This window comes from Sinorhizobium glycinis, assembly GCF_001651865.1.
GTDB lineage: Bacteria > Pseudomonadota > Alphaproteobacteria > Rhizobiales > Rhizobiaceae > Sinorhizobium > Sinorhizobium glycinis.
The window spans coordinates 384,792-408,284 of sequence record NZ_LPUX01000064.1; the positions used below are offsets into that span (position 1 = coordinate 384,792).

General features: G+C 60.1%; 24 protein-coding genes. 12 read left to right on the forward strand and 12 right to left on the reverse strand.

Features of this window, described 5'->3' with window-relative positions; genetic code table 11:
- Positions 1 to 77: 77 nt before the first annotated feature.
- Positions 78 to 287: a dodecin gene (locus AU381_RS21670; protein WP_064243782.1), complete on the reverse strand. Its 210-nt coding sequence runs from the start codon at positions 285 to 287 to the stop codon at positions 78 to 80.
- Between the two features lie 268 nt (positions 288 to 555).
- Here AU381_RS21670 and AU381_RS21675 point away from each other — a divergent pair, with 268 nt between their 5' ends.
- A complete protein-coding gene (locus tag AU381_RS21675; RefSeq protein WP_064243783.1) occupies positions 556 to 1,209 on the forward strand; it encodes a glutathione S-transferase family protein in 654 nt (217 codons plus the stop codon).
- 391 nt (positions 1,210 to 1,600) lie between these two features.
- Here the strand turns inward: AU381_RS21675 and AU381_RS21680 are convergent, their stop codons facing one another.
- Genes AU381_RS21680 through AU381_RS21695 form a run of 4 tightly spaced genes read right to left on the reverse strand, consistent with a single transcriptional unit; the run spans position 1,601 to position 5,330 of the window.
- The gene (locus tag AU381_RS21680; RefSeq protein WP_064243784.1) at positions 1,601 to 2,374 is read right to left on the reverse strand and encodes an ABC transporter permease; all 774 of its coding nucleotides are present in this window, start codon (positions 2,372 to 2,374) and stop codon (positions 1,601 to 1,603) included.
- Complete coding sequence (locus tag AU381_RS21685) at positions 2,358 to 3,188, reverse strand: ABC transporter ATP-binding protein (RefSeq protein ID WP_064243785.1); 831 nt, start codon at positions 3,186 to 3,188, stop codon at positions 2,358 to 2,360. The genes AU381_RS21680 and AU381_RS21685 overlap by 17 nt, the downstream gene beginning before the upstream one ends.
- A 12-nt stretch (positions 3,189 to 3,200) precedes the next feature.
- Positions 3,201 to 4,202, reverse strand: a complete 1,002-nt coding sequence (locus tag AU381_RS21690) for an ABC transporter substrate-binding protein (protein WP_064243786.1) — start codon at positions 4,200 to 4,202, stop codon at positions 3,201 to 3,203.
- Between the two features lie 45 nt (positions 4,203 to 4,247).
- A complete protein-coding gene (locus AU381_RS21695; RefSeq protein WP_064243787.1) occupies positions 4,248 to 5,330 on the reverse strand; it encodes a 4-oxalomesaconate tautomerase in 1,083 nt (360 codons plus the stop codon).
- A 114-nt stretch (positions 5,331 to 5,444) separates the two neighbouring features.
- Here AU381_RS21695 and AU381_RS21700 point away from each other — a divergent pair, with 114 nt between their 5' ends.
- Entirely contained in the window at positions 5,445 to 6,344 is a 900-nt protein-coding gene (locus AU381_RS21700) for a LysR family transcriptional regulator (protein WP_064243788.1), read from the forward strand.
- Between the two features lie 355 nt (positions 6,345 to 6,699).
- Positions 6,700 to 7,296, forward strand: coding sequence for a tyrosine-type recombinase/integrase (locus AU381_RS21705; protein WP_064243789.1), 597 nt, complete (start codon positions 6,700 to 6,702; stop codon positions 7,294 to 7,296).
- Between the two features lie 199 nt (positions 7,297 to 7,495).
- Here AU381_RS21705 and AU381_RS21710 read toward each other — a convergent pair whose 3' ends face one another.
- On the reverse strand, positions 7,496 to 9,073 hold the full coding sequence (locus AU381_RS21710) for a 4-hydroxyphenylacetate 3-hydroxylase N-terminal domain-containing protein (RefSeq protein WP_064243790.1): 1,578 nt from the start codon (positions 9,071 to 9,073) through the stop codon (positions 7,496 to 7,498).
- A 229-nt stretch (positions 9,074 to 9,302) separates the two neighbouring features.
- Between AU381_RS21710 and AU381_RS21715 the strand changes: the two genes are divergently transcribed.
- The 7 genes from AU381_RS21715 (at position 9,303) to AU381_RS21745 (ending at position 14,748) form a co-directional block, all read left to right on the forward strand.
- Positions 9,303 to 9,908, forward strand: a complete 606-nt coding sequence (locus AU381_RS21715) for an FAD synthetase family protein (RefSeq protein ID WP_064243791.1) — start codon at positions 9,303 to 9,305, stop codon at positions 9,906 to 9,908.
- The gene (locus AU381_RS21720; protein ID WP_064243792.1) at positions 9,895 to 10,422 is read left to right on the forward strand and encodes a flavin reductase family protein; all 528 of its coding nucleotides are present in this window, start codon (positions 9,895 to 9,897) and stop codon (positions 10,420 to 10,422) included. The genes AU381_RS21715 and AU381_RS21720 overlap by 14 nt, the downstream gene beginning before the upstream one ends.
- A 40-nt stretch (positions 10,423 to 10,462) precedes the next feature.
- Positions 10,463 to 11,332, forward strand: coding sequence for an intradiol ring-cleavage dioxygenase (locus tag AU381_RS21725; protein ID WP_064243793.1), 870 nt, complete (start codon positions 10,463 to 10,465; stop codon positions 11,330 to 11,332).
- A gap of 136 nt (positions 11,333 to 11,468) precedes the next feature.
- Positions 11,469 to 12,593, forward strand: coding sequence for a muconate/chloromuconate family cycloisomerase (locus tag AU381_RS21730; RefSeq protein ID WP_244520104.1), 1,125 nt, complete (start codon positions 11,469 to 11,471; stop codon positions 12,591 to 12,593).
- Positions 12,590 to 12,991: a hypothetical protein gene (locus AU381_RS21735; protein WP_156528648.1), complete on the forward strand. Its 402-nt coding sequence runs from the start codon at positions 12,590 to 12,592 to the stop codon at positions 12,989 to 12,991. Before AU381_RS21730 ends, AU381_RS21735 begins: the two co-directional genes overlap by 4 nt.
- Positions 12,988 to 13,857 (forward strand): alpha/beta fold hydrolase, encoded by an 870-nt coding sequence (locus AU381_RS21740; RefSeq protein ID WP_064243795.1) that lies wholly within the window; start codon positions 12,988 to 12,990, stop codon positions 13,855 to 13,857. Before AU381_RS21735 ends, AU381_RS21740 begins: the two co-directional genes overlap by 4 nt.
- A 6-nt stretch (positions 13,858 to 13,863) precedes the next feature.
- Positions 13,864 to 14,748, forward strand: coding sequence for a LysR family transcriptional regulator (locus AU381_RS21745; protein ID WP_342028747.1), 885 nt, complete (start codon positions 13,864 to 13,866; stop codon positions 14,746 to 14,748).
- Between the two features lie 319 nt (positions 14,749 to 15,067).
- Here the strand turns inward: AU381_RS21745 and AU381_RS21750 are convergent, their stop codons facing one another.
- Together AU381_RS21750 and AU381_RS21755 are read right to left on the reverse strand one after the other, a co-directional pair.
- Positions 15,068 to 15,739, reverse strand: coding sequence for a protein-L-isoaspartate(D-aspartate) O-methyltransferase (locus AU381_RS21750; protein WP_064243796.1), 672 nt, complete (start codon positions 15,737 to 15,739; stop codon positions 15,068 to 15,070).
- Positions 15,740 to 16,142: 403 nt separating this feature from the next.
- Positions 16,143 to 16,859: a Crp/Fnr family transcriptional regulator gene (locus AU381_RS21755; protein ID WP_064243797.1), complete on the reverse strand. Its 717-nt coding sequence runs from the start codon at positions 16,857 to 16,859 to the stop codon at positions 16,143 to 16,145.
- 275 nt (positions 16,860 to 17,134) lie between these two features.
- Between AU381_RS21755 and AU381_RS21760 the strand changes: the two genes are divergently transcribed.
- Complete coding sequence (locus AU381_RS21760) at positions 17,135 to 17,341, forward strand: hypothetical protein (protein ID WP_064243798.1); 207 nt, start codon at positions 17,135 to 17,137, stop codon at positions 17,339 to 17,341.
- A 136-nt stretch (positions 17,342 to 17,477) separates the two neighbouring features.
- Here AU381_RS21760 and AU381_RS21765 read toward each other — a convergent pair whose 3' ends face one another.
- The 4 genes from AU381_RS21765 to AU381_RS21780 all read right to left on the reverse strand — a co-directional run bounded on the left by AU381_RS21765 (position 17,478) and on the right by AU381_RS21780 (position 21,899).
- Positions 17,478 to 18,797 (reverse strand): alpha/beta hydrolase, encoded by a 1,320-nt coding sequence (locus AU381_RS21765; RefSeq protein ID WP_244520105.1) that lies wholly within the window; start codon positions 18,795 to 18,797, stop codon positions 17,478 to 17,480.
- A gap of 162 nt (positions 18,798 to 18,959) precedes the next feature.
- Positions 18,960 to 20,408: a mechanosensitive ion channel domain-containing protein gene (locus AU381_RS21770; RefSeq protein ID WP_064243800.1), complete on the reverse strand. Its 1,449-nt coding sequence runs from the start codon at positions 20,406 to 20,408 to the stop codon at positions 18,960 to 18,962.
- 239 nt (positions 20,409 to 20,647) lie between these two features.
- Complete coding sequence (locus AU381_RS21775; RefSeq protein WP_064243801.1) at positions 20,648 to 21,055, reverse strand: cupin domain-containing protein; 408 nt, start codon at positions 21,053 to 21,055, stop codon at positions 20,648 to 20,650.
- A gap of 79 nt (positions 21,056 to 21,134) precedes the next feature.
- Positions 21,135 to 21,899, reverse strand: coding sequence for an SDR family oxidoreductase (locus AU381_RS21780; RefSeq protein WP_064243802.1), 765 nt, complete (start codon positions 21,897 to 21,899; stop codon positions 21,135 to 21,137).
- 654 nt (positions 21,900 to 22,553) lie between these two features.
- Here AU381_RS21780 and AU381_RS21785 point away from each other — a divergent pair.
- A complete protein-coding gene (locus AU381_RS21785; protein WP_064243803.1) occupies positions 22,554 to 23,468 on the forward strand; it encodes an MBL fold metallo-hydrolase in 915 nt (304 codons plus the stop codon).
- Positions 23,469 to 23,493 lie beyond the last annotated feature (25 nt).

The window sequence follows — 23,493 nt, forward strand, 5'->3', positions numbered from 1 at the left end:
AAGCCGCCTGGTCCTTGATCGTCAGGCGGCGGGCCCGGTGCATGTAGCGCCGGGCCCTTTTCGTTCCTCGACGCCGTTCAGTCGTCGATCCGGAAGCCGACCTTCATGACCACCTGGTAGTGGGCCACCTTGCCATTGACGATCTGTCCGCGAATCTGGTCCACCTCGAACCAGTCGAGGTTGCGCATCGTTTTCGACGCCCGTGAAATCGCCGTTTCGACGGCCTCGGCAATCGAGTTCGGAGAACTTCCGATCAGTTCAACCTTCTTGTAGACGTGCCCGCTCACCGTATCCTCCTCAAGGGGTTTCCGATTTGGTATCCTTGGCATCGTAGGTCCGCAGCGGCATTCGTCGCCGCTGCCTGGACGATCATGCCCCCGTTGCGTCCCGGCCGCCAGCGAAAGCTCGGAACTTGCGGTCGACCGCGCCCGTAAAACGCAGCGGACGACAGCGGCAGGAACGCAGAGCCGTAATTGAACTGCCCCGAGGGCTATGGTGTGTCGGAATCTCGTTTAGCTGGTCGTCTTCAAGACAGACAAGCTATGGAGAACAACAATGACTATCACCATTACCGCCTTTGAGCGGTCGCCCGATCGCGGCAAGGGTCTGGCGCGTGACATGCGCGTTCGCTGGGCGCTCGAGGAAGTGGAGCAGCCTTACGAGGTCCGTCTCCTTTCGTTCAAAGCGCTGAAGCAACCCGCGCATCTCGCGCTTCATCCTTTCGGGCAGATTCCGACCTATGAAGAAGGCGATCTCGCCCTGTTCGAGTCGGGGGCGATCGTGCTCCATATCGCGGAGCGCCATGCGGGCCTGCTGCCAGACGACGCGAATGCCCGGGCGCGCGCGATCGCGTGGATGTTTGCCGCGCTCAACACGGTGGAGCCGCCGATCTTCGACCGCGCCCTCGCCAGGATCCTCGAGCACGACGAGCCTTGGTACGAGCAGCGCCTGCGTGTCCTCGAGGACAGCATCCGGAAACGGCTGGGCGGCCTTTCCAGTCGCCTTGGCGATGCCGACTGGCTCGACGGTGCGTTCAGCGCCGGTGACCTGCTGATGGTGACGGTGCTGCTCAGGTTGAAAGGATCGGCTCTACTGGACGATTATCCGAACCTCTCCGCCTATGTCGCCCGCGGCGAAGCGCGGCCCGCATACAAGCGCGCCTTCGACGCTCAACTGGCGGTTTTCACCGCCGCATCGTCCGGCCGATGAAGGTCCGCTCTGGGTGGAGAGCGGTCGATCGGCCGATTCCCGTTCTAAGACTGGAACGCGCCAGGAAGCAGAAGTTATCCCAGAGACGACCAGTTTCCGCTCTCGGACCCGTTGCGGACATACGCCGGTAGCGCATTGAAAATCCGGTAATGAGTGCAATGCGGTCTTTAACGCGCCCTGCGAAAGGGTCCCTGCAGCAGATAGTCGTCCCAGGCGGCCATTGAATATTAGCATGAGCAGCGTCGACAACGCTGACCCGGCAGGCCGAGTTCGCGAGCGGTTGCGAACTTAATTGCATCGAAGTCCGCTGGCGCCAGCGTTCTCCCCTTCATGGCCGAAGGGGAGAACGCGCGGTCGATGGGTTTGACGAGTGGCGGGTCAAAGATGCGCTTCAAGCCGGGCGTTCGGATGCGCTCGGACGCCACTTGATCAAGCGTCTCTCTGCCACGTCCAGGATGCTGTCGATGATCAGGACGAAGATCGCGAGGATAAAGATACCTGCAAAGACGCCCACTGCATCGAAATTGCCTTCGGCCTGTGCGATGAGGTAGCCGAGGCCGGCGGAAGAACCGAGATACTCGCCGATGATCGCCCCGACGACGGCAAAGCCGACCGAAGTGCGCAGGGAGGACAGGATCCAGCTCGCTGCTGCCGGGAAGTAGACGTGGCGGAGCAGGTCCGACCGCCCGGCCCCCAAAATGCGAGCGTTCGACAGCACCATCGGGTTCACTTCGCGGACGCCTTGCATGGCGTTGAAAAAAGTGACGAAGAACACCAGCGTCACGGCCAGCGCCACCTTGGACCACAGACCGAGGCCAAGCCACAGCACGAAGATCGGCGCAAGCACGACTCGAGGGATCGCGTTCAAGCCCTTGATAAAAGGGTCCAGGATGCGCGCCGCCGAGCGGCTGAGGCCGAGCCAAACGCCTGCCGCCACGCCAAGGGCCGTTCCGACCAGATAGCCGAGCACGGTTTCCGTCAAGGTGATCGCCACATGGCTATAAAAGCTGGTGTCCATCACCCAGGAAACAACCTGGTTGAAGATGTCGACCGGCGCCGGGAAAAAGAAGACGTCGATAACGCCTGCCGTGACACCGAGCTGCCAGCCGCCGACAATTACCACCAGCAGCACGACCTGGATTAAGCGTTCAGTCATGGCGTTCATAGCTTTTCTCCACTTCGCCGCGCAGCGACGACCAGATGTTGCGATAAAGATCCATGAAGCGCGGATCGAGCTTGATTTCGGCGACATCGCGCGGGCGTTCGAGATCGACGGGGAAGCTGTCGATCACCCGCGAGCGTGGTCCGGCGGCAAGCACCACGACCCGATCGCCGAGAGCAATTGCCTCCTCGAGGTCGTGCGTGATCATCACCACGGCGCGCCGTTCCTCCTGCCAAAGCCGCAATAGCTCGTTCTGCATCAGGTGGCGGGTGTGAATGTCGAGCGCCGAGAAAGGCTCGTCCATCAGGATGACCTTGGGGCCAGTAATCAGCGCCTGGGCCATCTGCACGCGCTTGCGCTGACCGCCGGAAAGCTGATGCGGATAGCGATGTTCGAAGCCCTTGAGGCCGACTTTCGCCAGCCATCTCATCGACTGCTCGCGACGTTCGGCAGCGCCGACACCCTTGAACATGGGACCGAGTTCCACGTTCTCGATCGCGGTCTTCCACGGAAGCAATGCATCCTGCTGGAAGAGATAACCGATGTCGTTCTGGATCCCGCGCACCGGCTGACCATCGATTGATACGGTGCCACTCGCTGGTTTCAGCAGGCCGGCAATCGCATTGAGTATTGTGCTCTTGCCGCAGCCGGTGGGGCCGACGATGGCGAGGAACTCGCCATCGGAGACTTTCAGGTTCACATCCTGCACGGCCACGTAGGCGCCGAAGGCCATGGTGACCGAGTCGAGGGAAACCATCGACTTTGCTTGATGCGGACTGTCCGTCGGGGATGCGGTTTTCAATACGGCCAATGCCATGACCTCCTCCTGTCAGTTGGCGGCGATGTTCGGGACCTTGCCGACGAACTCGTTCGTGTAGGTTTTCGTAAGGTCGATTTCAGCCGCGGCGACTTTTTCGTTGAAGCTCTTCAGGACGGCGAGCGGCGTCTTGATATCTTCCTCGTTGATACGCCCGTCCTTTGAAAAGATCGCCTTCGCGTTCTCGACCGCCTTGACGTAGGTGTCACGATCGCCGGAGATGAACTCCTTCGGCAGCTTGTCGACGATCTCTTCCGCGGAGTGGCTATTCATCCACTCAAGCGCTTTGACCGTCGCATTCGTGACCTTCTGGATGGTCTCCGGATTTTCCTCGATATAGCTCTGGGTGGCATAGAGGACGGAGGTTGGATAGATCCCGCCATAGATCGCCTTGGCACCCTCGTCGCTGCGCCCGTCGATCAGGATCTTGCCGACGCCCTTGGCCTCGATGAAGGTCGCTGCCGGGTCGTAGTTGACGAGGAGGTCGACCTTGCCCTGTTCAAGGGCCGCGACGGCGGCAGAGCCGGAACCAACGCCGATCAGCGAGACGTCGTCCGCAGACAGGCCGTTGCGCTGCAGATAATAGCGGACGAAGAAATCGGAAGACGAGCCTGGCGAGGTGATCCCGACTTTCGCGCCTTTGATCGTTTCCGGTTTTGCCGGGTCGAAAGTGCTGTTCTTGCCGCCAGCCAGCACGAGCCCGGAATTGCGGGCGAGCTGCACGAAGGCCACGACGGCCTTCTTCTGAGATTGCATCTGGATCGTGTGGTCGTAGAAGCCGACGGCGATATCCGTCGAGCCGGCAACAAGCGCCTGAAGCGTCTTCGAGCCGCCCGAAGCGAAGTTTTCGACGGTCACCTCCAGGCCTTCCTTTTCATAGAGGCCAAGCCCCTGGGCGACCGGAAAGGGAAGATTGTTGAGATTATAAGAACCGACGCTGATGCGGACGGGATCCGCCAACGCCGAACCGGCGAAGGCGACGGTTGCCGCGAGGGCGAGCATGAGCTTGTGCATGATATTCTCCTCCTGTTGGTGGCGCCCTCCCGGCGGCCACGATCATTATGCCGCGCAACCCAGTTGCGTGACAGGTTTTGCGAAGACATGTCCTTCGAACAGCCGGCGGGCGGTGCGAAGGATGCCGGCAACGACCTTGCCGTCCCTTTCATGAAGCTTGACGTCCAGGTGGCCGCTCGGGTGCTCAATCGAAAGCACCAGCGGCGGGTTGCGAGTGCCGACGAGACGGGAAGCGACGGTGCCTTCATTGATGCAGGCGGTGGCAATCCCCACGGCCCCGGTCGTCGCCAGCGAAGGGTGACATTGATGCGGCATGAAATAGCGCACGTTGATGTCGCCTCCCGACTTTGGCCGGGAAATGAGCACGGGCTTCGGGGTTACTTGGCTCCGCACGTCGCCAAGGCCCATCCGTTCGCCAGCAGCGATGCGCAGCCTCTCCAACCGATCAAGCAGCGTCTTGTCGGCATTGAGCTGAGCCGCTGACTCGAAGCCGGTTGCGCCGACCGAGTCTGCCTCGACCAACACCATCGGCATGGCGCAATCGATGCAGGTGACAGCCACACCGTCGATCGAATCGATAGGCTTGCCGGTGGGAAAAAGCTGACCGGTACGCGCGCCGGCTGCGTCCATGAAGGTCAGCGCGATCGGCGCTGCGCTGCCGGGTACACCGTCGATCGCCGCTTCGCCGAGATAGGAGACGTTGCCATTCGGCGTGGGAACGTCGGCTTCGATCATCTTGCCGGTATTGACGTTGTGGATTCGGACGAGCGTCGTTTCCCCTCGGGCCGGAATGAGACCCGCCTCGATGGCGAAAGGGCCGACCGCAGCAAGCATGTTGCCGCAGTTCGGTGAGGTGTCGACGATCTGTTGGTCGACCCGCACCTGGGCAAAGAGGTAATCCACGTCAGCACCAGCGATGGTGGCAGGTCCGACGATGGCCACCTTGCTCGTGACCGGGTTGCCGCCGCCGATGCCATCGATCTGCAACGGGTGACCGGAACCCATCACGGACAGCAGGATCTTGTCCCGCTCGCTGGCATCCGCAGGAAGATCGGTTGCCAGGAAGAATGGACCCTTCGAGGTGCCGCCTCTCATCAGGACGCAAGGGATCGCCAGCAGGTCGTTCATCGCTTGTGCTTCCATCGGAATTATGTCATCGCCGTATCAATCGGCCTATTTGATCCATTTATCGGAGGTACGGTCTGATTTGTGAAATGCTAAGAATCGGGAAATTGATGCAAGATGAGCATTAATTGCGAGATACTTGATCTTCGGGCGTTCTTGAGCGTGGTCGAGCTGGAGAGCTTTCATCGCGCTGCCGATGCGTTGCATCTGTCGCAGCCGGCGCTGAGCCGCCGGATTCAAAAACTCGAGCAGGCGATTGGAGCGCCGCTCCTGGAGCGAACGACGAGGCATGTGTCATCGACGGCGCTCGGAACAGAACTCATTCCGCTTGTGCGGCGCATGTTGGAGGAATTCGACGGTTCCTTGTTCGCCGTACGCGACGTTGGTACCAATCGAGGCGGATTGGTAACGATCGCATGCCTCCCTACCGCAGCATTCTACTTCCTGCCGACCGTCATTCGCCAGTTCAACGAGGAGTATCCGAACATTCGCTTTCGTATCCTCGACCTGCCCGCGACCGACGGCCTCCAAGCCGTGGCACGCGGTGAGGTGGAGTTCGGCATAAATATCATGGGCACATCGGATCCGGACTTGATCTTCGACCGGCTTGTGGAAGACCCTTTCGTGCTGGCAGCGCGCAGAGATCATCCCCTCGCTGCCAAGCCCGCGGTCGGCTGGGCAGAGCTTGAGCCCTACCATCTGATTACCGTTCATCGATCGAGCGGCAACCGAACCTTGCTCGACGCAGCCCTGGCAAAATCGAACATCAAGCTGCGTTGGTTCTACGAAGTGACCCATCTGTCCACTTCGCTCGGTCTGGTGGAGGCCGGCCTCGGAATTTCGGTCCTGCCGCGCATGGCGACCCCGCAGGATGACCATCCGTTCTTGATCACACGCCCGATTGGCGATCCCGAGATATCGCGTACCATCGGCGTGGTCCGCCGTCGGGGCGGCACCTTGTCGCCGGCGGCAGAGAGATTTCTCGATATGCTGATGGGCGCATGGGGAAGTGTTTGAAGGGACCTCCACGCGGATGCTTCAATAAACCCGATTCGCTCGCCTGCGTGAGCGGCGTCGCCGAATTGCTTTGGGTCTGCGCCGCATTCACCGAGACTGCTCGCGGCCGGCTATCTGAATGGTTGCGGGGTCGAAGCCTGCCATGTCGTCTTCGAATCTATGGGTGAGGAGCCGGAGCAGAAAATGATTTGTGGTCCTGTTTGGCGGCCGCCGTCCGCTTGCTTTGTCGCACAGCGGTCGCTCAGCACAATCTCGACCAACTTCAGCCATCCACCCAAAAATCGCTTCTCGAAGTACGATCACTCCGCTTGGAGGTTGAGCGCTGCGGTGTGGAGGCGGCTTTCGGAGGAAGGCTATGTCCAGCTGGAACTCTGGCCGCATCATCGGTCAGAAGCCCCCATTGAAGCCGAAGGAGGTCTGGGCCATCCGGACCCGCCTTCAGATGTTGGGTGCAGTGCGCGACCTGGCGCTGTTTAATCTCGCGATCGACAGCAAGTTGCGAGCTTGTGATCTGGTCGCGATCTCAGTTGCTGATGTCGCGATTTCCGGAAGGGTTCGCGAGCGGGCGATCATCATTCAGAGGAAGACCGGCCGACCCGTGCAATTCGAACTCACCGATCAAACGCGGGAGGCTGTCGGTGCATGGATTGGAAGTCGCAGACTCGGTGAAAGGGATTACCTATTTCCGAGCCGCGTGCACGCATTGCCGCATCTGTCGACGCGGCAATATAGCAGGGTCGTCGAAAGGTGGGTGTCCAGCATCGGGCTTGATCCCAAACGCTACGGCACACATTCGATGAGACGGACGAAGGCGGCGCATATCTACAAGAAGACGGGCAACCTGCGGGCCGTCCAGCTCTTGCTCAGCCACAAGAAGCTGGAGAGCACCGTGCAGTACCTCGGGATCGAGGTCGACGACGCCTTGGCCATCTCTGAGCAAGTTGAGCTGTAGTCCTTAATGGCGGCGCTTCTAACAGAAGCGCCGCTATATCGCTACGCGGAAGGCCAAATTCGACCCTACGCTGTCATCTGCAACCAGGCAATGAACGTCTGAATTGGGCTCGGAGGCAAAGAAATGCCTCCAACCCTGATCCAAAGGGTTGGAGGCATCTGGAGCTACGGTAGGGCGAAGCCGAACCAAAGTGGAACCACTAAGCTGCTTGGACGGAACCTCGGCCGACGAGGCTGATGTCATCCGGATTTATCAGATCAGAACCCGTCCACCCGGAGAGGTCGTACTCGCTCATGCAGGCTTTCACCAAGGACTGCATGGACGCGAGATCGCCGGTGACCGTCGCCGCTCCTAAGGTCTCGATCCGAAGGTTTTCATAGTTACCAGCATAATTGCGCTCATACAGTTCGTGGCGACCGCCGAACTCGGTGCCGATGGCGTCCCACAGAAGCTTCAAGAGCTTCACCCGGTCCAGCGCGGCATAGCCGTTCGAGCCACGTACGAACCGGTCAAGATAAGGACGGATCGCCTCACTTTCGAAATCGGCAGCACTCGACGGCAGATAGATGAGGCCACTCGCAACGTGACGTTCGATCAGTTCCTTGATCCGCGGATAGGCCATCGGCGCCAACACGCGATAGGCAAGACCGGCATTGAGGTTCGGCAGGTTGTAGCCTTCGGTTCCCTGCCAAGGAACCGGCGACTTCACCATCGCATCACCGAGTGCATGAAACGTGTTGCGCCAAGCGATGACCTCGCCGACGCCGGCCTGGACGCCGCGAAAATCCTTCGAGCCCGTTGCCTCGACAGCCATCGAGAAGAGACCGGCGATGAAGTCGAGTTTCACCGACAGGCGCGTAAGGCCGTGCAGCGTAAAGCGTGGGACGAAGCCCGATGCCGGGAAGAACTGATTGATCTTGTCGACGTCTCCGTAGATGAAGACGTTCTCCCAAGGCACCAATACCTTGTCGAAGACGAGAATGGAGTCGTTCTCGTCCAGGCGGCTGGAAAGCGGGTAGTCAAACGGAGATCCGGTTGCGGCCGCGTTGAACTCGTACGACGAGCGGGCAATGAGCTTGATGCCAGGCGAGTCCATTGGCGCGGTAAAGATTAGCGCAAAGGACTTGTCCTTGATTGGAATGCCATAGTGCGCGATGAAATTGTAATGCGTGAGGGCTGAGCCCGTCGCGACGACCTTGGCTCCGGACACAATGAGCCCCTTGTCTGTCTCCTTCTCGACATGCATGAAGACGTCGCGCACCTCCTCGATCGGGCGGTCACGATCGATCGGCGGATTGACGATGGCGTGATTCCAGTAGTCGAGCCGTTCCTGCGTGCGGGCATACCATATGCGTGCGTTCTCGGCATATTCACCGTAGAAGGCCGAATTTGCGCCCAGCGTTCCCAGGAACGAGGCCTTGTAGTCCGGGGACCGGCCCATCCATCCGTAGGAGACCTTCTGCAGCTCGGCAATCGCGTCCCGCGACTTGATCAGATCCTCGCTCGTCTTCGATCCCAGGAAGAAGGGATGCGTCAGCTTACCCGAGCCGGTATCGGTCAGCACACCAATTTCATTCTTCTTTTCATGGAACCGATCGTACCAGCGCGCCACCATTCGCGAGGAATTCCGAAATGCCGGATGCTCGGTGACGTTTTTGACGCGCTCACCGTAGATATAGATCTCGCGGCCGTCCTGAATGCTCTCCAGGAACTCCGAGCCCGTGTAGGCGTCAGTCGCGGTTTCTTTTTCCTCGGACGCGATAGCCAGATTGTTCATGTCGGTTCACTCCTCCATTTAGCCGGACAAGCTGCCTGCCCGGCGGGCGCCTAGATCCGAAAGGGCGCCTCCTCCCTTTCCGAGGCAACAAACTATGCGCTGAAGAAGAGCGATTGATAGGTATCATGCGATACCGGTTCAGGCATCGCAGCGTGGGCCATCAGCCGCTAGGCTTGCCTCATTGATGGCCCCGGAGAAGGCGCCATGGTTGGGAACATGGGAGGAGACCATGGATCATCACCCCGGCATTCATACGCAGATTCACGACGACACCGGATTGACGCTTTCCGGGTCGGCCCTGACGATCGGAGCCTTTGATGGCGTCCACAGCGGCCACCAGGCGTTGATCCGGTCGACTGTGCTCAGTGCGCAAAGACTCGGGGTTCCCTCGGTCGTCTACACGTTCGATCCGCCTCCCAAGGCTCTGCTGTGCGGTGCCCGTCCGCTCACTTCGATTGGCGAGAAGGTCGCGCGGATAAGCGCACTTGGCCCCGACCACATCGTCGTCGCCCGTTTCGATGCGGCCTATCGGGCCCGCACAGCCACCGATTTCATCCAGGATCTTGGTCGGATTGCGCCGCTGGTCATCTGGATCGGCTCCGATTTCCGCTTCGGTTCCTGCAAGAAAGGGACTCCGGAGTTGCTCGCCGGCTACTTCGATACGCGGATCCTTCCAGCCGTATGCTGCGAATCCGGCGAGGTCGTATCGAGCACACGCATTCGCGCCCTTAGGGCCGCAGGACGTGTCCTGGAGGCAGAACGGTTGGAAGGATGGTCGGAGCTTCTGCCGTTCCGACGGTCCAGTGACAATGGAGGACACCATGCGACTGCTTGACCCCCGTACGTTTCGCGACGCCTGCGGTGTCTTCGCGACCGGTGTTAATGTCATTACCACCCATAGCGACGGCCACGATCACGGCATGACTGCGAATGCGTTCATGTCGATTTCGCTCGATCCGCCACTGATTGCCATCTCAATCGCCGAGAAGGCGAGAATGCTCGAGAAGATCCAGAAGTCGGGGCGTTTTGCCGTCAGCGTTCTTGCTTGCGGAATGGACTCTGTTGCCTGGCACTTCGCCGGCAAGCCAAACGCTGACCTGCATGATTTGTTCGACACACTCGATGGCCTTCCAGTGATCCGCGGCGCGCTTGTCACGTTCTCGGCCATCGTCCACGACGAAATCCTCGCCGGCGATCACACGATCTTCGTCGGCCGCGTCCAGTCGCTCGCGAGAAGCGACGGCGATGAACCGCTGCTTTTCTTCAAGGGCAAATTCGGCGCCGTGGAAAATACGCGAAAGGCTGCGTCAGTCTACAGGCTTGAGGTCGAGACCGAGTTCATGTGGTGAGGACGGAACCGCCCACCTACGCATTTGCAAGGAGGAGAAAATGCGAAACGTAACCCAGCAAAATATTTCGGATGTCGTAATCGCCGCACTGTCGCCGGATATCCCGGCCCGCAACCGGCAGATTCTCGAAAGCCTCATCCGCCACATCCACGCCTTCTGTATCGAGGCGAAGATCACCCACGCGGAGCTGATAGAAGCCTGTCAATTCCTCGTCCGCGCCGGACACATCTCCAATGACGCACGCAACGAGTTCATCCTGCTTGCCGACATCCTGGGCGTCGAGGTCCTTGTCGACATGCTCGACCACGCGGTGACCGATGGCGAGAGCGAATCCACCGTCCTCGGACCGTTCTATCGCGAAAACCCGCCCGTGTTGCCGAACGGCGCCTCGATTGTTCAGAAGAGCTTCGAAGGCTCCGAGACAGTGCGTGTCCGCGGAGTGGTGCGCGACACGGCAGGACGCCCCATTCCTGGCGTGACGGTGGACGTTTGGGAGGACGCCCCGAACGGCCTCTATGAACAGCAGGATCCGGATCAGCCCGATTACAATCTTCGCGGCCGCTTCCTGACCGACGAAAACGGCGAATACGAGTTCGTCGGAATTCGGCCGGTTCCCTATCCGATCCCCTACGACGGCGCCGCCGGCGAACTGCTGAACTATATGGGCCACCACCCGTGGCGCCCTGGCCATATCCACTTCATGCTCGACAAAGATGGCTATCAAAGCCTTGTGTCGCAGATCTATGACGCGGATACCGAGTATCTCGACAACGACGCCGTCTTCGCCGTTAAGGAAAGCCTCATTGGCAAGATGGGCAAGGCCGAAGCTGGCGCGGATACGGATCTCGTCATGGAATTCGATTTCAAGCTCAAGCCGGCTACCGGCACCATGTCTGTCGCCGCCGAGTAATCACCGCAGCAGCATTCCAGCATCGATCCGCCGAGCGACGTCTCTGCGGATCAGCTCGAAAGGCAATAGGAACATGCCCCCCGCAATCGCTGAACCATCCCCAACTCCTGACCAATCCGCGGTCGGTATGCGGGACATGCGGATTCGGTCCATCGTAGCGACCATCCTCGAGGCTCCTACCATTCGCCGGCACAAGCTTTCGAACACGGAGATCGCCCACCAGGGATTTGTTCTCGTGCGGGTTCTGCTTGAGAACGGTGTCACGGGCATCGGCGAGGCCTCTACGCTCGGTGGGCCGCGTTGGGCCGAGGAGAGTGTGGAGTCAATACAGGCGGTCATCGAGAAATATCTCGCCCCCGCCCTCGCAGATCAGAATGCGATGATGTTCGAGGCCAATGCCGTGCGCATGTCAAAGGCGGCCACGCGCAATTTCGCTGCAAAGGCTGCGGTTGAGTCGGCACTTTTTGATGCCGTCGGCCGCACGCTCGACCTGCCCGCCAGTGCGTTGCTCGGCGGTCAGGTCCGCGACAGAATCGGCGTGATCTGGGCGCTTGCCTCCGGCGATTCCGGACAGGAACTTGAGGAGGCACGCGAGAAGCTACGTCTGCGTCAGCACAAGGAATTCAAGATCAAACTCGGCTTCAACGCGCCGGATGCCGATGTCAGGCGCCTGCAACACTTGCGCGCCGGCTTGGGCGACGACGTGCGGCTTATCGTCGATGTCAACCAAGCATGGACGGAAGCACTATGCCTCAGGCTCTTTCCCGCGCTCGAGGAACTCGGCGTGGCGCTGATCGAGCAACCGGTTCCGGCGTCCCAACGCGACGCCATGGCGCGTGTCGCTTCGCGGACCCGTATCCCTCTACTCATCGACGAGGCGGCCTTCACCAACACGGAACTGGCGAGTGTCGCCTCGCACGCCTGCGGAAGCGTTTATTCCCTCAAGCTGGTGAAAAGCGGCGGGCTTCTTGAGCTCAAGCGAGCGGCCGGCATCGCGCAGGCATTCGGTATCGAGCTTTATGGCGGGTGCCTGCTGGAAAGCAGCATCGGCGCAGCAGCGCACATGGCTGTGTTTTCGACGCTCCCCAAGCTCGAATGGGGAAGCGAGCACTTCGGGCCCCGTATTCTCGTGGACGACCTGGTCGCGGCGCCGCTGGTCTTCGAGGATTTCGAGATCCATGTACCGAGCGGCCCTGGGCTCGGCATGATCCTCGACGAAGATAAGGTGCGCTTCATGGCGCGGAAGGCAGGAAGCAAATGACGCCTGGAACGCCGCACACTGTACATCGCTCCAAACTCGATCAAATGGCGGAGAGACTCGACGCGACGCCTCATCTCCTGCGCCTCGGGCGCCTGTTCAATGAAACGGTGCTGATCGAGATCGACCAGGATGAGTTTTACCTCACCTTCGAGAAGGGGCGCGTCGCAGAGATCAAAGAAGGTCCAAGCAAGAAACTGCCCTGGCGCTTCGCGCTCAGGGCCAAAGGTGAGGCGCTGGACAAATTCTGGCATCCGATACCGGAGCCCGGCTTCCATGACATTTTCGGTCTTGTGAAATATGGGCATGGCCGCATCGACGGAGATATTCTGACGCTCGTGAAAAACCTGCGCTACTTCAAGGAATTCATGGCATTGGGACGGCGGGAGGAAAGCCAATGACATCGTCGATCGAGCCGATCACCGGCCGATATATCCGCCTGACCGTCGATGGCACACCTTTGCGGGTCTACTTCGAAGAAGCCGGCCGAGGCCGTCCGGTGGTCTGCCTGCATACGGCCGGGGCCGATACGCGCCAATGGCGGTTCATTCTCAACGACGAGGTTTTCACCAGTTCGCACCGCTTCCTGGCATTCGACATGCCCTGGCACGGCAAGTCTTTGCCGCCGCAAGGATTCGAGACTGCGGAATACCTTCTGACCACCGGAACCTACATCGAAACAGTGCTCTCGTTTTGCAACGCGCTGGGCCTGGAGAAGCCGCTGCTCGCGGGGTGCTCAATGGGGGGGCGGATCGCTCTGCAACTGGCAGCGCTGCATCCCGATCGTTTTGCCGGTTTCATCGCCGTCGAGGCGTCCGATTTCCAGCCAGCGTGGTATGACATCGATTGGTTTCATCGTCCCGACGCCCACGGCGGCGAGATGGGCGCCGCCCTCGTCTCCGCCAATATTGCGCCTCACGCGCCCCCCGTCGAACGGTGGAACACCCAGTGGATGTTCATGCAATCGGGTCCGGGCGTGTTCCGCGGTGATCTCAGTTTCTACACGAAGGATGACAGCCTCGTCGGCAGGCTGGGAATGATCGACACGAGACAGACGCCGGTGCATATCATGTGCGGCGAATACGACATGACCTGCACACCCGAGGACGCCCGTCGGACCGCGGAGGCCATTGACGGCGCCACCCTTGCCATCATGAAGGATCTTGGACATTTTCCGATGAGCGAGAACCCCGCCGCCTTCCGGCCCTATTTTCAGGAGGCGCTGGAGCTTATGAGACACTCCCATGCGGAGCTGACTCATGCCTGACGGACGATGATGGACTTCAAACGGCTGAGCTATTTTCTGGCGGTGGCGGAAGAGCTGCATTTCGGAAGGGCGTCCGCGCGGCTCGGCATTGCCCAACCTCCGCTCAGTCGCCAGATAGCTCAGTTCGAAAAGGAGATCGGGGCAATCCTGTTCGATCGCAGCCGCAGCCAGATCAGGCTCACCCAAGCGGGCGAACTGCTTCAGGAACGGGCAAGAGAAATATTGGAGCGCGTTGACCAGACGGAGCGCGAGGTGAAACGCATCGGCGAAGGGGTTGCAGGTCGTCTGCGGATCGCCTTCGTCGGCACCGCCACGTTCGGAGTCCTGCCCAACATCATCAAGGCATTTCGAGTTGCCAATCCGGACATCGAGTTGGCACTGTCTGCCATGAACAACGCTGAGCTGAAGCGCGCCCTGATCCAGAGGGAGATCGATATTGCTGTTGCGCGTCCGGCCATCGAGGATCCGGAGCTGAAATCCGAGACGTTGATCCAGGAGCCGCTGGTCCTTGCGCTGCCAGACGTATACGCCGACTTCCAAGGTCCGATAAAGCTCGAAGAACTGCGAGAAACGCCGTTCGTGCTTTTCCCGCGCCGGCCGAGGCCGAGCTACGCGGACTACGTCCTCGACGTCTGCAAGCGGAATGGCTTCATCCCTGCTTCACAGGTTATGGCTCAGGACTTTTTGACCGCTATCAGCCTCGTCTCGGTCGGCGTGGGGGTGTGCATCGTGCCGCAGTCGGTCGCCCTCAACGAGCGAACAGGGGTCGTCTACCGAAACTTTGAAGGCTTCAATCCGGGCACCAAACTCTCGCTAAACTATCGACGCGACAACCGCTCGCCACACCTGTTCCGGTTTCTGGCGCTCGCGCGGAAATTGGCCCGCACGTAATTCCAGATTGCTGGTGTTCCACTCGGGGCGACGATTGGAACACCAGCGTCCAAACTTCCACAACAGAGTGCACTGCAGACGTTCATCGCCCTCGAGGGGACTTCCGCTCACCATCCCACCTGTGCCGCCGACGGCGACACCTGGAAGGACCGGATTGGGCTAATCTTGCCGTTCGTCGTGTCCAGCGCCAAGGACCGCAACGGGTCGCTCCCAACCGCTCGCCGGGAGAGATGGGACATGCCTCGGACCAGCAGACGTGTCTCGCCGAGCGTCTCGGACCTAAAGCGCGCCGCGTGAATACGTTTGAATGCGACGCGCTTTAGACCGCCTCGAGCCGGCTGAACCGAACCGGGATGAGTTGCCGCGCCTCGAAGTGTCCTGCCGAATCCTTGTCGATGACCGTCAGAAACTGCTCTTCAGAGCCCACCGGAAGAACCATACGGCCCATTGGCTTGAGCTGCTCAAGCAAAGCCGGCGGCGCCTCCTCGGCAGCCGCCGTGACCAGGATCTTGTCGAATGGGGCGCGCTCAGGCCAGCCGCGAGATCCGTCGCCGATACGGATGCCGACATTTGACAAGCCGAGGCGCTGTAGGAGAGCCTCGGCATGGCTTGCGAATTCCTCGATGATTTCGACGCTCCACACTTGCCCGGCGAGTTCCGCGAGGATTGCGGTCTGGTAGCCCAGGCCGGTGCCGATCTCGAGCACCGCCTCATGCGGTTGGGGAGCAAGGAGATCGGTCATCAGAGCGACCATGAAGGGCTGCGACACGGTTTTATCGAAGCCGATCGGCAGTGGCGTGTCCTGGTAGGCAAAGGGCGCAGCCGGGGCGGGCACGAAGAGATGCCGGGGCACCCGCAGCATCGCCGCCATCACCCGTTCATCGAGCGCCGCCTTGCCCAGTTCTTCGCCTGCAAGATCGGCATAGATTGCAATCACCTCGACCATGTGCCTGCGCAGGACCGCAAGGTGCTCTTCGTTCATTGGCTTCATGGCGTGGCTCTCCTCGGCCACTTGGCCGCGAGATGGGGCCCCTCAACATTAAAGCCCACGGATATACGATAGCAAGATCAGAAGGCGAACAATCGCCCCAGCCATCTGGCGCTTCAAAGGCAAGGCCTCGGAAGGGTGGGAGAGGTCGCCCGCTCTGAGGCTACAGACCTCCCTTCATGGCGGCAGGCACGAGCGTGCGGCGATCCGTCCGGTTTCGTACAGAGCGGACAGAACGGGTGGAGCAATGGGCGTTCACGGCCTATTCTTCAACCCCGCACTCCAATGGCTTGCAATTTGCAGACTGGCCCTCGGGAAATGCTCCGAGGGCCTTTTTTCGACTTGCTGCGGCCTCGCGACGGCAGCATCATTTGCAGCAGGACGGCTGTTTCGTATTTTCGCGGGTTCAGAAGAGCGCAGTCATAAGTCGACGGTATTCTGCCTCCGGCTTACCATAGGCGTCCCGGGCGAACTCTTCGAGGGCTTGCCTGTTTCGGATAATGATGTTGCCCCTGTTCGAGCGAATGAAACCGTTGCCTTCAAGGACGTGGAGCGACGTGGTGACGCTTGGACGGCGAACCGCGAGCATCAGCGAAATGAACTCGTGCGTCAGAGGAATCTCGTCGCCCGATACACGGTCGTGACACATCAGCAGCCATCTGGCCAATCTCTCGTCCACTCCGTGCAACGCGTTCGAAATCGCAGTGTAGGTAAGCTGAATCGAGAAGGCCTCGATGCATCGGATCATCACCCGGGCGAAGTTCCGGTTACGATCCATCCACTTCCGAAATGCGCTGAACTCCATCCGGTAGGCGTCTCCTTCGATCTGCATGATGATGTCGTGCACACTGAACTCTACACCCATGGCAGCAGAAGTCGGGATGTAACCTTCACTCCCGAAGATGCCCGCCTCCGCTTTGTTCCCCTCAGGCGTCGAGGCGACCAGGGAGCCAATCCCGGACGTGAGATAATAAACATGGTCTATGGGGGCGCCGGCCGTAGCGATCAGAGCGCCTCTAGCCACTTTGACATAGTCGAGGTCAGGCGCAATCTGGTTATAGTCAGGCTCCGGAAGCAGGGCCAGCAACCGGTTGTTAACCGAAGCTTGGGGAGGAATCGCCATTGCCTTCCCCTCAGTGGGGAGCCTGAGCACCGCGGCTCTGTCGGCCGCTTTCTGCCAAGAATTGCGGATCGGTGTCTCCTTACTCTAGCATGCCGGTTGCCCGTCGGCTATCTGCAAGCCAGTATCATTCTAACTCCAGTTTTCTCCGATCCCGCGGTGTTCGTACGGTTCCAGACCCTTTGTCCCTGGGGCGCAGTATTGACTCGCCATGTCGATCAAGACGCGTAGACTTCCCCCCGCGACCGAGGCGATCGCCAGGTCCGGAGGAAGAGTTAATGAGACCCCAACGAGTATGCACTTCTGACCCACTAGGGCCTGACGAGATCGAGATGATCGAGAGCATCTTCCGTCGCGAACTGCAATTGCGGGCTTTGCCACTGAAGTCCGAGGAGGCTGAAATGCTCGCGGCGAGGCTTATCGGTGCCTATCAGTCAGGAATACGCGACGCTGCAGGCCTGACCGCCGTGGCGGAACGTATGTGATGGGCAGCACCTACCGATCACCTTGACGCGCGCCCGCGCGTCTGCTTTCTCACAAGCCAGCACAGGACATTCCGGTCACTGATGGCGGATGCCTGCAATGGGTCGAGAATTTCGCCTTCAGCAGTGTCGTGGATGGTCACTCCTTCTCAGTAAGAAGCTTAGTACTGCGGCTGAGAACGCTCCAAAATGGACGCTTTATTTCGACGAGTGGCCGACCGGGATCACCAGCCTTAAGACGGTTCCTAAGTAAAGCAGCTAGATCTTTTTGCACCGCCGGATCGGACAAGAAATAGCTATGACCCGCAAAGCCCGCTCTTCCCTTGTATTCGATAAAGTCGGCGATACCCAACAACTGCGAATTCTTCCAGAGCGCATTCGACCCCGCCTCCTTGGAGCAGATGCTGGCGCTGGTTAATCGCCCGAGCCGCACCACGCTTCCGAACAGCCCGCTTGAAAGGGCAAGCGCCCGGTCGCTGCTGGATGAATATACTGTGAGATGCAGCGAGCCCACAGGGGGCAAAGGGCCGTAGGGGGTTGCGTTTGCTCCGTAGGGCGCATCGGGATCAGACACGAATCCGAACAATCTTGCTGTGGCAACATCGAGATCGATGTCGGGAGCGAACAGCACGACATTGCTGATTTTGTAGCGCTCGGTAGGAGAAGACCGGGCGGCATAGGCCTCCATTCCGAGTTGCTGGAGGGCGGTTAATAGCACGTCTGCGCCGCGACTGTGCGCGATGAGGTGGAGCCGTTTGACAGCTCCGGTCTCGGAAATGATCCGAATAGCCTTCTTCACATCCGCTGCTGCGAACTCGCCGGACTCCCGGTCGATGTTGTAACCGTAGAAAGCGCCGCCCGATCCGCCCGCTGGCCACGAGAGCGATACGCACACAAACTCTGCAGAAAGGGCATTGCATATCTTGCCGGTGGCCTTGGCGGCATCGTCGAAACTATTGTTATAGCCATGAATAAAAATGACCAATTCTTTGCGTTTCGCCGTCGCAAGGCGCCGGGTCACCTCACCCTGCAACGCAGCGGTTGCCCGCATATGGGCATCCACAGTTGCGGGTACCCGACGGGGCCCCTGGGGCGTGAGTTCGATCGGGTACGGCGACTGCGGAAATTCTCCTATTTTGGTCGTGCGTGAAACCTGTAGCGACGCGTCAGGCTGTCCAGCCGGCCCACCGTGAAAGCGCGACCGCTCGCGAGCAAGCGTAACTGAACCGAAGCTCATTGAACGACCCCGAAATGAGCTGTAGGCGAATTGACCATTAGCCGAAGCGGCAGGCGCTCGATCGGTGACGTAAAGTAGATCGAGGGAGTTGTCCTGCTTAACGCTGGAAGCAGCAGCCTCTGTCCCAGTCGGCAATTTGCCGAAAAGATCTCTTTCCGTTGAGCAGGCCGAAAGGAAGAGAATATACTGCACCAGCAATAGTAAAGCTGCGAACTTGCGCATCCTTTGAACGAAGTCGTCACAACGCGTTGACCTTGTTTCGGACCGTATATTCATTTGTATTCCGGCATCACATTCCGTTGACGTAAGTAGCAGGAAATTCTGCCTTGGCTTGGAGTACAGGGCGGAAACAAGAAGTCCCCCAAAAGCGGCCGTTGAGAGCGGCTATCGACGAAAGACGCTATGAATTGTTCGAAGGAACGCAGCGGAGTGCTCAATCCGGTTTGGCGCACTGTGACCTGATGCGTGCGTGCCGAGTGAAAGATTGGCAAGATGTAGCGAAAGTTCGTCTTGGACCACCGGATTGTCGCGCAATAGTGCTTCCAACGCCCGGCTATCAAGTTCATAGGCTTGCAGCACCGTCAAAGCCTTGAACGTGAGCGCATTGTCATCATCCGCGACCCGGACGACGATCGCACCAGAGCCCAGTCGCAAGACCTCGGCATCCGCCCGCATCATCGCGGCGGCTCCCGAGCGGACAACCATCAAGGTCGGTTCTTTCGACGTGCGGACAAGCACTGGGTCGCCTGGGCGGTATTGTCGCATCGTCGCCGCGGCTTCGAGTTTCAAGAGCTCACTCTGTCTTACGTCCGCAAAGATCGGGTTTGAGCGCAAGATCTGCAGAAGCGTTTCCGGTAAGCGGGCTCCGGTGCCAAGACCTTCCGCCGCGACGGCCAGCGAAGCTGGCAATGCAAGGGGGATGCCCGTTGCCGCGCATTGACGATGGACCAGATCGATAACCTCGTTTCGCGCAGCGATGCGAAAGGCAACGCGCCTGACGAGAAATTGCAGCTCCAGCTCCATAGCGACTGCATCCATGCCTATGAGCGCGACAAGCGGAGCCGGATCATGGACGATGGAGTTACAGCCCATTAATGCTTGCCGCATCGCCTCGACGATGACGGACGGGTAACGCGTTGGCTTCAAGCGCAACGGGAGGATGAGCTGGTGCATCTCGTCGGGGCGACTGATATTCGTCAGGCCTATCTTGGCGAGGACGCTGTTTGGCAGGACGACGATGTTGTCGGCTGCCGTCTTGATGTGCGTCGACCGCCAGGTGCTTTCGACAACCCGTCCCTCGGTGCCATCGGTCAGCATGATCCAGTCGCCAATTCCGTAAGGGCGCCCCAATGTGAGCGCCAGACCGGAAAAGAGGTCGTTCAATGTGCTTTGCAGTGCCAGCCCGAGTATGATGGCGATGACGCCCGACGTCGCGACGAGCGTTCCGATCGCAATGCCGAACACGAAGGAAAGAATTGAAAGCGTGACCCCGAGATAGACCGCCGCGACGATCAGGTCCTGCAGCAGCCGCGCCTCGCGCGGCCGGCCGTCAAGGACGATGTAGATGCGGACAAAGCCGATCAATGCCCAGGCAAGATGCACCCACCACAGCAGTTTTGCGACGATGAGAAGGTAGCCACCTGCCTGGAACGGCTGGAACTGCTGAGGCGCAATCCCGCTTCCGACCAATATTGCCGTCATGATCGTAAAGAATGCGATCTGTACCACGAGCCGGGCGTTGGGGCGCCGCCGCCCCTGCAAATGCCAGACGCTGATACCTGCAACGCCCAGGGCAACAATCTGGACGAGGGGTGAAAGTAGCAGATCAAGCATCGCCTAAGGTGCCTCCCTTGACCCGGACAAGCCAGCGAACGAACCTCGATCCGCCTGGACTTTTTTCACCGGTGAAGAACCCGGGTGGAGGAGGCGCAGTTTTGTTTTTCTTGAATCGTCGGATCCTCACCCGAGGGTCGTACCGCAGCCAGTCGACGACGCCTCCGCGAGATGCCGGCAACCCCTCGCCTGCCGAATCCGATACTCGACGGGGTGCCGGACGCCGATGGGTCAAGACGTCATTCTTCGAATTTGGTCAGGTTGGTTTCGTTGGTGTCCACCACGAACACGGCCAGCAGACGCGCCGGCTCGCTACTGCTGGCGTTTGCGCTGACGCGATGAAAGTCACCCGGAAATTCCGGGAAGCTTTCGCCGGCATGGTAAACCTTCTCCGGCCCGCTATTGACCTGGCTCCGGATCGCCCCTTCAAGAACGGTGGCATAGATGAATGCCGACTTCGGGTGGGTGTGTGCGGGCGAGGCACCGCCGGGTCCGTATTCGACGAGCACCGCCTTGATGCTCTTGCCTTCTACATTGTGCAGCTTCTGATCGTAAACGACGGTCAACTTCGCTCTGCCGTCGTCAGCCTGCGCACCGGTGGCAAGATTGACGGCGAGTGCTGCCGTCGCGAGGATGTGCCTCAGCATGTCTGGTCTCCTGTGTGATCGGAATGGTCGGGTCGAGCGCCGCCGCCAACTCGCAACGACCCGCGCCCCGTTTGCTAGTCTAGGCAGTCATTTTCCGAGGCGGATGCTGGCTTAGCCAATCGTTGAAGCGGATTCGGCCAAGCCTCGCGTTGCTGCCGGGCACGAGCGACTCATCTTTCAGCTCCACGCCGAAGTAGCGGGCGTGAGGATCGGCAACCACCTGGCGGGCATCGTTTTTGGCCGCCAGCAAACGCGCTACGATTTCGTTGAGGCGGACCTTCTCGGGGCCGCCGATCTCAATCGTGCCGTTCGCCGGGGAGGCAAGCGCGACGTCCGCCATGACATCGGCGACGTCATCGGATGCGATCGGCTGCACATAGGCGGACGACAGATGGACGGTCTGACCGATGGTTGCCGCCTGGGCGATGCCGTCCATGAACTCGAAAAACTGCGTCGAGTGTACGATCGTGTAGGGGATGCCGGAGCTCTTGATCAGCTCTTCCTGAGCCATCTTGGCACGCATGTAGCCGCTGCCCTGCAGCCGCTCCGTGCCGACGATCGAGAGCGCGACGTGATGCTCCACGCCGGCGGCAGCGCCCGCGCTCAGCAGATTGCGACCCGCCGTCCGGAAGAATTCCAAGACGGCATTGTCCTCGAATGATGGTGAGTTTGCGAGGTCCAGCACCACCCGCGCTCCTGCGAGTGCTTCGGCAAGACCCGTTCCGGTGATCGTGTCGACGCCTGAATTCGGCGATGCCGCCAACACGTCATGGCCTTTCTTGCGCAACCGCTCCACGGTTTTTGAACCGATGAGACCGGTGCCGCCGATAACGACGATTTTCATCATTGTTCTCCTCACGAATGTGCATTGCAAAGTGTTCGCTGATGGGCAAACCGCGCAGCGCGCGGTCTCGATGGACAAGGTGTCGGTCGGCGGGGCGGTCAGCGCGATCAGGCCGGCACTGCGAGACCGGTTTCCAGGGGCAACAGTCTGATGATTCAGCATGTGTTCTCTCCCGGCCGGTCGGCGTGGCCGACGGCAGGGAGAATGCGGCGGACCGGGATGCCAATCTACTCTACGGACGTCGTTGCCATACGGAGCAGAAGCATTGGGGCAGCCCTCGTTTCGATCGGAAAAACGCGATGAAGTGGAGGAAATCCGCGCCATTCGGCATCGGACGAATGGACCTTGGGCGCGATAGCTGACCCGGACGGAAGGGGTTCGCCGATCCATTGTCGAAGAAGAGCTGAAAAGCTGTTTCCCACCGGTCAGTTTTGCGCTGGGTTTTCGCACATGCAGGCACCCGAGTGCCTATTGATCCGATACCACAGCCTGACCGCCTCGATACCTCCCGGTACTGCCGCCCCAAATCATCGCCCGTTACGCTCGTCCGAAACTACGGCCCCGTGACCGACACGTCTCGATCACGCAAGAAAGGAGCGCATCATGCCGCAGGCAGAAACGAGACCCCGTACGATTGGTCAGCAGGAGACAACCATGAACTTGGACATCTCACACCCCGGTAGGCCGGGGCCCGAAGAGTTGGTTCCTTCACGCTACGCGGTGAAAGTCGGCGAGATTGACGTGCTGGTGGTCAGCGATGGGGTGCTACCGCTCCCAACCGCGATGTTGGGACACAACGTCGAGCCGTCCGCCCGGGCGGCCTGGCTGAAAGACATGTTCCTGCCGCAGGACGCTTTCGACTGGGCGCTGAACGTGGTCGTGGCGCGTAGCGGCGGGCAGACCATACTCATCGACGCCGGGCTAGGATTGGACCCGGAATTGAACTTGCCGCGAGCCGGTCAGTTGGTCAAGCGACTGGAGGCCGCCGGCATCGATCTGGCGTCCGTGACCGACGTGGTGCTTACCCACATGCATATGGACCACATTGGCGGGCTGCTCGTCGACGGGGTTAAGGAGCGACTGCGTCCGGACCTGCGGATTCACGTGGCGGCTGCCGAGGTCAAATTCTGGGAGTCGCCCGATTTCTCCCACGTCTCCATGCCGCCGGGGTTCCCGGATGCGCTTCGGGCGGCCGCCAAGCGGTTCACGAAAGAGTATCAGAGCCAGCTGCGGCTGTTCGATGAGGAATACGAGGTGGCGCCGGGAGTGATCGTCTGTCGCACCGGCGGCCACACCCCCGGGCACAGCGTGGTCCGCATGGCGTCCGGCGGCGATCGGCTGATGTTCGCCGGCGATGCGGTGTTCGCCGTCGGGTTCGAACACCCCGACTGGCACAACGGTTTCGAACACGACCCCGAGGAGGCGGCCCGTGTCCGGGTCCGTCTCTTGCGCGAGCTGGCGGAGACCGGCGGACAGCTCGTGGCCACGCACTTGCCGTTCCCGTCCGTCGGTCGGGTGGCAGTCGACGGCGACGACTTTCGTTGGGTAGCGGCCTTCTGGGACTACTGACCGCTTGTTGGGTTGGGCCGACCTA